Source organism: Thermotoga sp. 2812B, assembly GCF_000789335.1.
Classification (GTDB): domain Bacteria; phylum Thermotogota; class Thermotogae; order Thermotogales; family Thermotogaceae; genus Thermotoga; species Thermotoga maritima.
The window spans coordinates 929,536-942,163 of sequence record NZ_CP003408.1 but is presented as its reverse complement, the minus strand read 5'-3'; the positions used below and the strand labels follow the sequence as shown (position 1 = coordinate 942,163).

Annotated in this window: 13 protein-coding genes; 10 read left to right on the top strand and 3 right to left on the bottom strand. The window is 44.8% G+C overall.

The window, feature by feature from the left end; translation table 11 throughout:
* Both folP and folK read left to right on the top strand, forming a co-directional pair.
* Complete coding sequence (gene folP / locus T2812B_RS04700; protein ID WP_008194181.1) at window positions 1-837, top strand: dihydropteroate synthase; 837 nt, start codon at window positions 1-3, stop codon at window positions 835-837.
* Complete coding sequence (gene folK, locus T2812B_RS04695; protein ID WP_038050921.1) at window positions 822-1,286, top strand: 2-amino-4-hydroxy-6-hydroxymethyldihydropteridine diphosphokinase; 465 nt, start codon at window positions 822-824, stop codon at window positions 1,284-1,286. Before folP ends, folK begins: the two co-directional genes overlap by 16 nt.
* Here the strand turns inward: folK and T2812B_RS04690 are convergent.
* The gene (locus T2812B_RS04690; RefSeq protein ID WP_008194176.1) at window positions 1,270-2,349 is read right to left on the bottom strand and encodes a Xaa-Pro peptidase family protein; all 1,080 of its coding nucleotides are present in this window, start codon (window positions 2,347-2,349) and stop codon (window positions 1,270-1,272) included. The genes folK and T2812B_RS04690 overlap by 17 nt on opposite strands.
* 12 nt (window positions 2,350-2,361) lie before the next feature.
* Window positions 2,362-4,101 (bottom strand): ABC transporter ATP-binding protein, encoded by a 1,740-nt coding sequence (locus T2812B_RS04685; RefSeq protein WP_008194174.1) that lies wholly within the window; start codon window positions 4,099-4,101, stop codon window positions 2,362-2,364.
* An 84-nt stretch (window positions 4,102-4,185) separates the two neighbouring features.
* On the opposite strand from T2812B_RS04685, the gene T2812B_RS04680 reads away from it, so the two are divergent.
* The 8 genes from T2812B_RS04680 (at window position 4,186) to T2812B_RS04645 (ending at window position 10,575) form a co-directional block, all read left to right on the top strand.
* Complete coding sequence (locus T2812B_RS04680) at window positions 4,186-4,734, top strand: outer membrane beta-barrel protein (protein ID WP_008194173.1); 549 nt, start codon at window positions 4,186-4,188, stop codon at window positions 4,732-4,734.
* A gap of 57 nt (window positions 4,735-4,791) precedes the next feature.
* The gene (locus T2812B_RS04675; protein ID WP_008194171.1) at window positions 4,792-5,010 is read left to right on the top strand and encodes a hypothetical protein; all 219 of its coding nucleotides are present in this window, start codon (window positions 4,792-4,794) and stop codon (window positions 5,008-5,010) included.
* A 65-nt stretch (window positions 5,011-5,075) separates the two neighbouring features.
* A complete protein-coding gene (locus T2812B_RS04670) occupies window positions 5,076-6,026 on the top strand; it encodes a DUF362 domain-containing protein (protein ID WP_008194170.1) in 951 nt (316 codons plus the stop codon).
* 99 nt (window positions 6,027-6,125) lie between these two features.
* Complete coding sequence (locus tag T2812B_RS04665; RefSeq protein WP_008194168.1) at window positions 6,126-6,590, top strand: FeoA domain-containing protein; 465 nt, start codon at window positions 6,126-6,128, stop codon at window positions 6,588-6,590.
* Window positions 6,559-8,568 carry a ferrous iron transport protein B gene (feoB, locus tag T2812B_RS04660; protein ID WP_008194166.1) on the top strand — a complete coding sequence of 670 codons (2,010 nt, stop codon included), beginning with the start codon at window positions 6,559-6,561 and terminating at the stop codon, window positions 8,566-8,568. Before T2812B_RS04665 ends, feoB begins: the two co-directional genes overlap by 32 nt.
* A complete protein-coding gene (locus T2812B_RS04655; protein WP_008194164.1) occupies window positions 8,565-8,897 on the top strand; it encodes a hypothetical protein in 333 nt (110 codons plus the stop codon). Before feoB ends, T2812B_RS04655 begins: the two co-directional genes overlap by 4 nt.
* Window positions 8,894-9,985, top strand: coding sequence for an alpha/beta fold hydrolase (locus T2812B_RS04650; RefSeq protein WP_008194162.1), 1,092 nt, complete (start codon window positions 8,894-8,896; stop codon window positions 9,983-9,985). The genes T2812B_RS04655 and T2812B_RS04650 overlap by 4 nt, the downstream gene beginning before the upstream one ends.
* A complete protein-coding gene (locus T2812B_RS04645) occupies window positions 9,985-10,575 on the top strand; it encodes a hypothetical protein (protein WP_008194159.1) in 591 nt (196 codons plus the stop codon). The genes T2812B_RS04650 and T2812B_RS04645 overlap by 1 nt, the downstream gene beginning before the upstream one ends.
* On the opposite strand, the gene aguA is transcribed toward T2812B_RS04645, so the two are convergent.
* Window positions 10,576-12,600, bottom strand: a complete 2,025-nt coding sequence (gene aguA, locus T2812B_RS04640) for a xylan alpha-(1->2)-glucuronosidase (protein WP_008194158.1) — start codon at window positions 12,598-12,600, stop codon at window positions 10,576-10,578.
* Window positions 12,601-12,628 lie beyond the last annotated feature (28 nt).

Below are 12,628 nucleotides of genomic sequence, written 5' to 3'. Positions count from 1 at the left end.
GTGGTTTACACAACTCCATGGAACAGAAAGATAGAATTTGGAAGAACGATGGTTATGGGAATAATAAACGTCACACCGGACTCCTTCTTCGCCGGTTCCAGAAAACAGAGCGTACTCGAAGCGGTGGAAACCGCAAAGAAGATGATAGAAGAGGGTGTTGACATAATAGACGTGGGAGGAATGTCCACCCGTCCCGGATCAGATCCCGTCGACGAGGAAGAAGAATTGAACAGAGTGATTCCCGTGATAAGAGCGATCAGATCGATAACCGACGTTCCGATTTCCGTAGATACGTACAGGTGGAGAGTGGCTTTGAAAGCTCTCGAAGTCGGAGCGGACATCGTAAACGATATCAGCGGCTATCAATTCGAACCGGATATTGTCAAAGTAGTTTCTGAAAACAACTCCCCTTACGTTCTCATGCACATAAAGGGAACACCGAAGACGATGCAGGAAAATCCTTATTACGAGGATGTGGTGGAAGAGATAAAAGAGTACTTCTCAGAAAAAATAGAACATTTAAAAGAAAAAGGTGTGAACCAGATCGTTCTGGACCCGGGTATCGGGTTTGGAAAAAGATACGAAGACAACCTCGAAATTCTTCGAAGGATCGACGAGTTCAAAGAGTTCAAACTACCTATCCTCATAGGTGCTTCAAGGAAATCTTTCATAGGAATCACCTTGGGAAACGTGCCTCCTGAAGAACGACTCGAAGGTACTCTTGCGGTCACCGCGTACTGCACGATGAAAGGAGTAGATATAATTCGGGTACACGATGTCCTCCCTAACAAGAGGGTGATAAGAATGATGGAGGCGATACTCTGGCAAAGGTTGTAATAGCGCTTGGAAGCAACCTCGGTGACAGGCAGAGAAACATAGAAAAAGCCCTTGAGGAAATGAACAAGAGAAATATAAAGGTGGAAAAAGTATCCTCCATAATCGAAACAGAACCATACGGCTACGAAGATCAACCGGGGTTCCTGAACGCGGTCTGTATTGCACAAACACTCCTTTCTCCTCGCGAACTGCTGAATACACTCCTTCAAATAGAGAAAAACATGGGAAGAGTGAGAACGATACGGTGGGGACCCAGAATCATCGATCTCGACATCGTATTCTATGAAGATCTTGTTCTCAGCGAAGAAGACCTCATAATACCTCACCCTGACGCTCACAACAGAACGTTTGTCCTGGAACCACTGTGCGAGATAGCTCCAGATTTAATCCATCCTGTGATGGGAAAGACAGTGAGAGAACTACTGGAAGATCTCAGACGACGAAGATAGATCTCGGCAGAGTAGTGAGTATTTCACAGCCCTGCTCTCTCAAGACCACGTCTTCTTCTATCCTTATGCCGAACTTTCCCTCAAGATAAATTCCGGGTTCCACGGTGAAAACAACGTTTTCTGGAAGTGGGGAATCGTTTCTGAAGCTGATAGCTGGTCCTTCGTGTACTTCGAGGCCTATCCCGTGTCCCAAACTGTGTCCGAAGAACTCACCGTAACCTTTCTCCCGTATAAAATTCCTGGCAACCGAATCGAGTAGTTTTCCCGTCACACCTGCCTTTGCAATTTTGAGAGCCCTTTCCTGTGCTTCGAGAACTATACTGTGAACTTCCTTTACTTCGTCGGATGGTTCTCCTATGGAAACAACACGGGTGATATCAGCACAGTAATTCTCATATGTGGCCCCGAAGTCTATCACAATCACGTCCCCTCTCTCGACTACTTTGTCTGAGGCTTTACCGTGTGGAAGTGCGGATCTACAGCCTGAGGCCACTATGGTGTCAAAAGCCACACCCTCCGCTCCTTCTTTTCTCATCGTGTATTCGAGAAAGGCGGCGATCTCTTTTTCTGTCATTCCCGCTCTGATCTGCTGTACCGTTTCGAGAAAAGCCCTTTCAGAGATCTCTATTGCCCGTTTTATCTTCTCGATCTCTTCTTCGTCTTTCACCATCCTCATCTGCTTGACTTCATCATCTATTCCTATGAACTTTCTATCTCCAAAGGCACTCGAAATCCTCCGGAAAAGTGAAAGAGAAATCCTCTCTTCTTCCAAAGCAATCGTTTTTATTTTCAGATCATTCACCGTTTTTTTGAGAACATCAATGAAATCTCCACCTTTTACTTCTCTTACCTCGAAATCCGTTTCCTGCTTGGCCTGAACGGTGTATCTGGAATCGGTTATGAGAAGCCTTGTGCTTTCGGAGATGAGAATGATGGAAAAAGATCCGGTGAATCCGGAAAAGTAAACTGAAGATGCCCTGGCAGAGTTTTCTATGTTCATTATCAGAAAAGCGTCTGCTTCTTTTTCGGAGATGAGTTGAATCAATCTTTCTGATCTGTCCATTGTTTTCCCTCCCTACGCATTTTCGAACTGTATCTTGTAAAGGTTGTAGTAAAATCCTCTCTTCTCTAACAGTTCATAGTGATTGCCTTTCTCTACAATCCTACCATTGTGGACTACCACTATCTCATCGACGTCTTTCACAGTAGAGAGTCTGTGTGCGATCATTATCACTGTCCTGTCTTTCGAAAGCTCTTCTAAAGCTTCCTGAATCTTTGTCTCTGTTATAACATCCACGTTGCTCGTCGCTTCATCAAGAATGAAGATCTTCGCGTCAAACAAAACGGCTCTTGCGAGCGCTATGAGTTGTCTTTCGCCTGCTGAGAGAGTGGTCCCTCTTTCGACTATTTCGTAATAAACACCTCCGGGTAACCTCTCTATTATATCCAGAGCATGAACTCTTTTCAGTGCTTCGAGAACCCGTTCTTCTGGTATGCTCTCATCGAAAAGCCTGATATTATCGAGGATCGTACCGCTAAACAGCAGCACATCTTGCGGGACAGCTGCTATCTGTTTTCTCACGAGTTTTAAATTGTACTCCAGAAGCGGAATCTCATCGATGAATATATTTCCTTTCTGCGGTATATAAAGACCGTTTATCAGGCTCATGAGAGTGGATTTCCCACCACCTGTTTCTCCCACTATCGCGTACAGTTTCCCTGGTTGAAAATCCAGGTTTATGTCCTTCAGCACCCAGTTCTTTCCGTCGTACGAAAACCACACGTTCTCAAAACGAACACGACCTTTTGAAATCTTATTCGGTCCATTTGGATTTCCTATGACCTCTGGTTCTTCTTTTAAGAGGTTCAAAATTTTCTCGGAGGATGCCATGGAGTTCTGGATTATATCGTACTTCTCAGAAAGGTCTCTGAGAGGCCTGAAGAACATATCGAGGTAAGATACAAAAGCGTACAGAGAACCGAATCCAAGGGTTTTATTCGCGATATACCTGGCACCGTACCACAAAACAAGACTCACTCCCAGAAAGTAAAGAAAATCCATGAGAGGACGAAAGACTGCGAAAACGTAGAGTTGTTCCATCAGAGATCTGTAATACTCTGTGGCCACTGTGGAAAACTCCTTTTCTTTGTGTTTTTCCAGATTCAAGATTTTTATCACGTTGATACCTGCTATGTGCTCTGCCAGGAAGGCGTTGAGGCGGGCGAGGTTGGTTCTGACCTTGCGATAAGCCCTCCTGTCGAAGTATCTGAACAGGAGGATCGAAATGACGATCAAAGGCAAAAGGTAATAGACGTGGCCAAAAAGCTCTCGACTGAGCTGAACGAGAGAAACAACGACCGTTCCCAAAAGGAGAACATCCATAATCACACTGGTCACAACAGAAGAGAAGAACTCCTGGATATTCTGTGTGTCGTTAACGATCCTGGTGGTAACTACTCCGGAAGGTATTCCTGTGAAAAAAGAATACGGAAGTGAAATAACATGGGAAAACACATCTTTTCTCATCAGAAGGACTATCCTTGAGCCTGCGTATCCTGTTACATAAGAACTCGCAAACCCCACCAGAAAGGAAAGGACGCGAATTCCTAAAATTATAAAAGCCGTTATTACAATACCGTTCAAACGCTCAAACGAAGATAAAGTACTTTCCACAAGAAACCTATCTATCGCCGTTTTCATCAAACGGGGTGGGAGGATTTCCATCACTGTGAGAATCAGAGATAGCACAGTTCCTGCAAGAAAAAGATACCAGTATTTTTTAGCGTACCTTAGCAGAAACTTCTCCGGACTCAAAATCACCACCTCTGCCTTGATATTTTACCACTTCTGTGTGTTATAATTGAACACGGAAAATTTCATTACAGGGAGGGAGTTTTCATGAAAAAGCTTCTTGTGATTCTTCTCGCGGTAGTGGCAGTGGGAGCTTTCGCTTTCTCGCTGGAGGATCTGAAAGTCAGCGTTTTTGGGAATTATAATTTTGTTGTTTCTGCGACATCTACAACTTCCGATGCTACGGCCGCTAATTACTTGGATTTTGGTCTCGATCTCACATATCCGGTAGCAGAAAATGTGGAGCTGGGTCTTGGGCTTGGTTTTGCTTATCTTCTTGGTACTGATGCTACTCCTCTTTTCTCTGTTGATGCTACTCCGAGTCAGAACGCACTCGATCTGTTTGCTGTTTTCAAATACTCCATTGAACTCGACAGAGAATCCAGAGTTGTCATAAGGGGATTCGGTGGACCCAGCTGGCCTATGGCCAAGTTCGATTTTGGTAAATTCGGTTGGGTCTTTGGTGTTGGTGCCAGCTACACAAGAGACTTTGAAGGACTCGTAGTTGGACTCGGTGCAGGTGTTGAAATGAGAATCTACGAGAAAAACAACGTGATCGCAATCCCCGTTGGAGGAAACTTTGAGATCAACTTCTGATGAAATCCATAGAAACAAAGGGGGCATATGCCCCCTTTTTGTTTTGAGGTGATGTGGATGGACAAGGAAAAATACGTGAAAGGAATAGAAAAAGCACTTCAGAAAATAGCGGTCCGTGAGTTAAAGACCGTAGACATTTCCGAAATATGGATCGAAACGGCTCTCCCAAAAGATCTCATAATCGAAATACTCAAAGAAGGAAAGCTCAATATCCCATCCGGTATCGAGACCATAAAAGACGGGAGGGATATCATCTGGAAAAGGTCTGGTTCCTGAAAGCCTCCAACTACGAGGAAGCCAGCACAAGACTCAGAGAACTCCTTGAACAGAACTTTTCTCACTTGTTTTCACCATCCGATAAGGTTCTTGTCAAACCCAACCTCATATCCGCTCGAAAACCAGAGGAGGCTGTTACCACTCATCCTGCCATTTTAAGAACTGTTCTCGAATTTCTGCTCGATCTCGGCACAAAACCTTTTGTGGCGGACAGTCCGGCTTTCAGCAGTTTCAAAAGGGTAGCGAAAGTCACAGGTGTTGAAGATGTTTGTGAAAGATTGGGCGTTCCGTGTGTTCCTTTGGACGATCCTGTGGAAGTCAATGGAGAGGTGTTTCAGAAGATAAAAATTTCCAGGAAGGTTCTTGAAGCGGACAAGGTGGTTAATTTTCCAAAGTTGAAGACCCACTCCCAAATGGTTATGACCCTCGGAGTGAAAAACACCTTCGGATGTGTGGTGGGTCTCGAAAAATCTTCCTGGCATATGAGAGCAAAGAATTACGACGATTTCGCGAATCTGTTGATAGACATTCATCGAATCGTGTCTCCAGTTCTCACGATTCTCGACGGTGTGGAGGGTATGGAAGGAAACGGACCCACAAACGGTAAAAAGAAACACTTTGGCCTTGTGGCTGTTTCAAAAAATGCTTTTGCTCTCGACGACGCTGTCTGCAAAGCTTTAGGAATAGATCATGTTGTTTACACGGTTCAGCATGCTCGAAAAAGAATGGTAGTTCCTGATTATGAAACTGTGGGAACGTTCCACGCTTCTATACAACTTCCTTCCACCGTCTCCACCCTCGATAGACTATCCAGAACCTTTTCAAGGCTCTTTGTGAAGTATCCAAAGATCGACACCAGAAAGTGCGTGAAGTGTCGACTCTGCGAGGAACGATGCCCCGCCTCGGCCATAGATATCTCCTCCCAGAAAATTGACTACCAGAAGTGCATAAGATGCTACGTCTGCCACGAGGTTTGCCCTCAGGATGCCATAAAGCTTGTCAGAAGACTCGTATAGACAATATATTAGAAATGTATATATTGAAAGCATCCACGTAATGATGATAGAATTAATCTGGAGTTTTTGAGAATCATTCTCAAAAAAGGAGGCAGGGCTGTGAAACTTTCAAGACTCGTACCAGGAGTTCGCGCAAGAATAAAAAGACTCGAAGTTTCCGGAGAACTGCATGAAAAACTTGTGGGAATGGGATTCGTTCCAGGTGAAGAAATAGAAATCGTTCAAGTCGCTCCCCTGGGAGATCCTTTCGTCTGCAAGATTGGGAATAGGAACATCACATTGAGAAGAAGAGAAGCGGATCTCATAGAAGTGGAAGTCGTGGGAGGAGAATTGCCTTTGATCCTTGCAGACGATGGAACTTACGAGATAACCAGAATAAATGGTGGTAGAAGATTTCTTTTCAGAATGAAGAACCTTGGAATCGAATCAGGTAAGAGAATACAGGTTTCAGGAAGGAGATACTACATAGAAGGAAGGGAAATAGATTTAGGATACGGCGAAGCAGCCAAGATATGGGTGAGGAGGGTCAGCGATGCCGGTGAAGAGTCTCACCCGCAGAAGTGAGATTTCTCAAAAAATCGTGAAAGTCGCTCTTGTGGGATGCCCAAACGTTGGAAAGACCAGTCTTTTCAATGCCCTGACCGGCACGAAACAGTACGTCGCCAACTGGCCCGGCGTGACGGTTGAGAAAAAGGAAGGTGTCTTCACATACAAAGGGTACACCATCAATCTGATAGACCTTCCTGGAACTTACTCGCTCGGATATTCCTCAATAGACGAAAAGATAGCCCGTGACTATCTATTGAAAGGTGACGCCGATCTTGTAATAGTCGTTGCAGACTCGGTCAATCCGGAGCAGAGTCTGTATCTCCTTCTTGAAATACTCGAAATGGAGAAAAAAGTTATCCTCGCCATGACAGCCATAGACGAAGCGAAAAAGATAGGAATAAAAATCGATCGTTATGAACTTCAGAAACATCTGGGAATCCCCGTGGTTTTCACCTCGTCCGTCACAGGAGAAGGTCTGGAGGAACTCAGGGAAAAAATCGTGGAGTACGCACAGAAAAACACGATTCTTCACAGAATGATACTGGATTACGGAGAAAAAGTAGAATCTGAGATAAAGAAGGTAGAAAATTTTCTCAGAGATAAAAAGTTGAGAATCAACCCGAGGTATTTCGCTTTGAAATACCTCTCGGGGGACCCGGAATTTTACTCAGAGGGCGTGAAACTTGGTCTTCCAGAGCTGAGCGAAGAAGAAAGGATCGGTTATCGCCTTCTCATAGCGAAAAGAAAGAGAGAATACGTTGAAAACGTTGTTAAAGAAGCCTTTGCGGATGCAGGGTCAAAATCTCTCTCTCTATCCGAAGCCATAGATCATGTCCTGACCCACAAGTTTCTTTCGTTTCCACTGTTCTTTGCCCTCATGTATCTCGTTTTCAAGTTCACATTCGACATCGCGCAGGTCTTTTCGGATTTGCTGGATCTGCTTTTCTCCCAGTTGGGATCCGCTGTTGTTAACACTTTCGGAGAGAACGCTTTCACATCGCTGATATCCGATGGAATCATTGGTGGAGTGGGAAGTGTTCTGGTGTTCACACCAAACATCTTCGCCATGTTCCTCGCACTCGGTTTTCTGGAAGAAAGCGGTTATCTCCCCAGAGCCGCGTTTGTGATGGACAGAATCATGGAAAAATTCAAGCTGAGCGGCAGGGCGTTCATGTCTCTCATACTCGGATTCGGATGTAATGTACCTTCTATCATGGCCACCCGTGCCATAGATGACCCGAGAGAAAGGCTCGTGACCGTTCTCATCACTCCCTTTATCAGTTGTAGCGCAAGACTTCCAGTGTACCTTCTCATTCTGAGAATTTTCTTCCCTGAGTCCTCTGCTGCTATGCTCTTTATGATCTACTCTCTCAGTATTCTGATAACCCTCCTTTCATCGGTTGTCATAAACTGGCTGTTCTACAGGGGAAGGACTTCACCACTCATTCTGGAACTGCCGAGGTACAGAATGCCCACATTCAAGAATCTGTACATCTACACCTGGAACAGGGGAAAGCACTTTCTGAAAAAAGCCGGAACGATCATATTCGTTTCTGCCATTCTTATCTGGGTTTTGAGTTATTTCCCATCAGGCGGAGACATTGAGAACAGCTTCTCCGCGATGATAGGAAAATCCTTGGAGTGGATCTTCAAGCCCTTCGGATACTCCTGGAAGATAGTGACATCGCTCTTCTACGGGGCTGTAGCGAAGGAAGTGGTCGTCTCGACTATGTCGATGCTCTATGGATTCGAGGAAGAAACATTCTTGGGTGCAAAGGAAGCTCTGTCTGCGGAAATGGACCCTGTGTCAGCCATAGCGTTTCTCATCTTCGTCATGGCGTACATACCGTGTTTCGCAACTATCGCAACCATATATTCTGAAACGGGAAGTTTGAAGTGGACCCTTTTCTCAATTGGATATTCCCTTTCAATTGCGTATGTGCTATCCCTGATCGTATTCTATGTTGGAAAACTGGTGGTGATGCTCATATGAACGTTTTGATGTTCATATTAACCCTGATTTCTGGTATCCTTTACATGAAGATCGATCTTCTGTTCGGCATCTTCCTGGGAGTCGTCTCGCTTGTTTTTCTTGCTGGACAATTCGAGATCTCTAAAGAAAAGTACCATGCGCACCTGTTCGTTGGAAGTATCATCGTTTTGTTCTTCGCTGGAATGAGTTTTCTTGAGTACCTGACAGGGTTTTTGAGACCCATTCTTGAAGAAGAAAGAATCACCTTGTCAGCGGGACATTACACCCTCTTTCTAACGGGATTGGTGGCACTTTTCATGATATTCAAGAAAAGGATGAGATCAGAATGAGGTTCTTTCTGGTTGCGATCGTTCTTCTTGGTGTATCAATGTTTGGCTTCAACATCATTCTGGAATCCACACCCACACTCTACGATGTGGTGGAGTACTACGCTGGAGACTGGTGTATATTCAGGATGGTGTACGACGGAACCGTTGATCCGTACAATCCTCCTCTCCTTGAAACCAACGCCACCGTTATTGGAAAAGTAATAAAATGGCAAAAACCAGAGGAAAAACTCGTTGAAATACACAAAGAAGGTTCTTCTCTCAATCTCGTAGTGATACACGGAATGGATCCGAGGGAATACACAGGCGAGATGACCGAGTACAAGAAAGAGATTGAGAAGGTGTTCGAGGAAATAGGAGAAAGACTGAGAGTAAACGTCTATCTGTTCATTTACCCAACTCTTCTTGCAGATCCGGAAAAGTCAGCCGAAAGATTCATCGATCTCACAAAAGACATGGAAAACATCATCATATTCGCACACAGCATGGGAGGAATAATAGCAGAGCATATCGCTGCTGAGCACCCTGGAAACTTGAAAGGGATAATCTTTTCGGGAACGCCCCACCTAGGAAGTCCGCTTGCCAACGTTCTGTTCACCGATCCAGATCGATACGAAGAGGAGTTTCTCATAGACAAAAAGACCGCAGAAAATCTCAGAGCGGCTCTTCTGATATCCTACGCGGGTTTCAGTGCAACGTACGCTCCAGGATACAGATATCTTCTCTGGCAAAGAAAACCACTGGATTTTTCAAATGTTCCGTTTGTGAACCTGGTCGGAACTATTTTCCTCAATAGCGTAGAAAGTATTCCAAGAATTCTGCTGAACATCATGACAACATCTGCGTGGGACACCCTGGGATTGATCGGCCTGAAACTTCTCGCAAGTAGTGTTTCCACAATGAAAGACGATTTTGAAGAAACAGACGGAATGGTACCGTACAAAAGTGCCTCTTACGGTGGAAATGTGCTCGTTTTCGACGCCGATCACGAAGATCTTTACAAAAGAAAAGATATAATCCTCGAGGGGCTTTCATATATTCTCTTTAGGGTACTGGAAAACAAGGTGATTTTAAAGAAGGGGGGATCGTAATGAAAGTTCTTTTGATTTCTGCTATTCTGTTCAGTTTCATTCTCGCGGGATGCATGTTGACCACGACTTTCCAAACACCACCAGGTACTGGAGAGATTTCAGAGGAGACATTAGTAAGTAGTATTGTCGAGGGTCAATCTCCAGAATCAACAATTACCACTGTAGTGGACAACAGTTTACCCGAATCCGATCAACACGGAACGGTTCTCTACGTTTCTCCAGCTTCAACAGATGTCACTGGTTTCATCAGCGTGTGGTTCGACCTCAAGGAGCTTTTGAAAGGGGAAGTCTTCAAAGGAGGCACCGTCAAGTTTTATATCGACATACTTCAAACCAGAGAAGACCAGGCGACTGTCACTATGAACATCTATGAAGAAACCAGCGACAGCACCTCACTCACACCGATAGCCACGGTTCCTTTGGAGGAAAACGAATGGAGAACTGCGGAAGGCACCACGACCGTCCCTGATCTTGACAATGTCGAAAAATACCTACTCGGTGTGCGTGCCTCGGAACCCGCCACACTCGACTTCTACATAGACAATTTCGAATGGGAGGTCATATATCAAGAAGAGGGAGGAGCAATCTGATCACGGATATATCTTTCTTCCCTTCTCATCAGGGATACCCGTTCTCCTGTAAAAGTATGTGTTGATTACATCACGCCACTCCTTCGCGTGCTCGAGTTGCATATGAAGACGCTCTTTCACTCTCTCAAAAATATCTGGTGATACCCTGTCTTTCAGCTCCTCCCATTTCTTTATGAATTCTTCTACTTCCTCCACCCCTTCAAAGTGGAGATCGTACATCGTCTGGAGGAGTGTCTTTCCGGATTTCAAACGATGATCGTATCGTACCCTGTGGAAGAAAAGAAGAAGATCCTCGGGACACGTGTTGATATCATCGTATATCTCTTTCCACGGTGAATGGTATTGAAGGGTGTAACCAGTGCCTCTGGAAGTTCTATCGACACCGATCGCTTCCCAGTTGGCTCTGTGGTAAGTGCCCCATTTCGAATATTCGTATCCCTCCGGATTTGGACCGTAGTGGTGACCAGGGTTCACCATCCATCCCAGCCCGAACGGAGTGGTGTATTTCTCATACGTTCTGTGGGATTTCATCAACATGTATGAAACATTTTCCAGAACCTTCTCGTCATCACCGAAAGTGAGTTTTATCCATTCTTCAACTATCCTTTCGATTTCTTCATCGGGATTCCACGCAAGTCTTCCGAACGCGTATAAATTCGCCTGAGCGAGATCGTGACCCGTCCAGTTCACACTGTCACCAACGTTTGATACTCCGGCAAAACCGTTGTTTTCACGGTCAAAGAGAGTTCCATCCACGATTCTCTTCACGTAAGAACCCTCACCCTTCGCAAACGTGTCGAATTCCAGTATCTCCTTCCAGAGGGTTCCTAAAAAACACAGATGAATCTGCTGACCTGTGTATTCCTGCGTGATTTGAAGCTCAAGAATTTGATTTGTCTTCTCCATTCCTCCGAAAAGCGGATTGACGGGTTCTCTCACCTGAAAATCCATAGGACCATACTTTATTTGAATGATCACGTTGTCGTCGAACTGCCCATCAAGAGGCTTGAAATTGTCATAAGCCGCCTTTGCTCTGTCCGTCTTGTAATCTCTCCAGTCCTGGAGGCAGTTGTAAACAAAAGCTCTCCATATTACTACTCCACCGAACGGTGCCAGAGCCCTTGCAAGCATGTTTGCCCCTTCTGCATGCGTTCTTCCAAACATGTGCGGTCCAGGATTGAACTCAGAATCGGCTTTGACAAGAAATCCTCCAAAATCTGGAATATAATCGTATATTTCCCTCGCTTTTTCTCTCCACCAGCGCGCCACTCTTTCGTCGAGGGGATCGGCCGTATCCAGCCCTCCCAGATAAACAGGAGAAGCGAAGTTTATACTTAGATAGATCTTAATTCCATACTCTCTGAAGATATCAGCCAACTTTTTCAATTTTTTAAGGTAGATAGAGTCTATCAAGTAAACTTCTCGCTTTTTGACGTTCACGTTGTTTATAACAACACCGTTTATACCTATTGAGGCTAAAAGTCTGGCGTAGTCTTTCGTTCTCTGATTTATGATAATTCTGTTGTCTTTGAAAAAAATGGAGTTCCCTGCGTATCCTCTCTCGATCGTTCCATCGAGGTTGTCCCAGTGGTTAAGCATACGAAATTTCGCTTTCGGCTTCGCCAGGACGTTCATCTTCTCGATATCTTCACCAAGTCTTATTCTCTTCATCAAATCAAAAATCCCGTAAACAAGCGCCTTCTTTGTTTCGCCAGTTACAAGCAGAATTTTCGAACCATTCCACTCAATCGTTCTCAGCATGAAACCTTCCTCACCAAGATTCACATCAAGCTTGATGGGAAGGGATTCCAAACGTCCCACCATGATGTATTTTTCTTTCTTCAAGGGTCTGGAATAAAATCTGGGAGTGATGCCAATCGATCTTTCAGAAAATCTTCTGATCTCGTCTTTCAAAACTGAAGAACCGGGTTCCAGAATGGAAACACTTGAAAACCAGTCTTTGAGTTTTCCGGCGACATCAGCTGGTAAACCTCTGTACTCCAGCCAGCACATCCTGTAGTCCACAGCATTTCCCTCCCTGAAAGTTCTGAAA

What these genes read in the sequence shown, in the direction of transcription:
- T2812B_RS04690 (WP_008194176.1), bottom strand. Translation starts at nt 2,349, where the DNA reads ATGGACAGATCAGAAAGATTGATTCAACTCATCTCCGAAAAAGAAGCA.
- T2812B_RS04680 (WP_008194173.1), top strand. Translation starts at nt 4,186, where the DNA reads ATGAAAAAGCTTCTTGTGATTCTTCTCGCGGTAGTGGCAGTGGGAGCT.
- T2812B_RS04675 (WP_008194171.1), top strand. Translation starts at nt 4,792, where the DNA reads ATGGACAAGGAAAAATACGTGAAAGGAATAGAAAAAGCACTTCAGAAA.
- feoB (WP_008194166.1), top strand. Translation starts at nt 6,559, where the DNA reads ATGCCGGTGAAGAGTCTCACCCGCAGAAGTGAGATTTCTCAAAAAATC.
- T2812B_RS04655 (WP_008194164.1), top strand. Translation starts at nt 8,565, where the DNA reads ATGAACGTTTTGATGTTCATATTAACCCTGATTTCTGGTATCCTTTAC.
- T2812B_RS04650 (WP_008194162.1), top strand. Translation starts at nt 8,894, where the DNA reads ATGAGGTTCTTTCTGGTTGCGATCGTTCTTCTTGGTGTATCAATGTTT.
- T2812B_RS04645 (WP_008194159.1), top strand. Translation starts at nt 9,985, where the DNA reads ATGAAAGTTCTTTTGATTTCTGCTATTCTGTTCAGTTTCATTCTCGCG.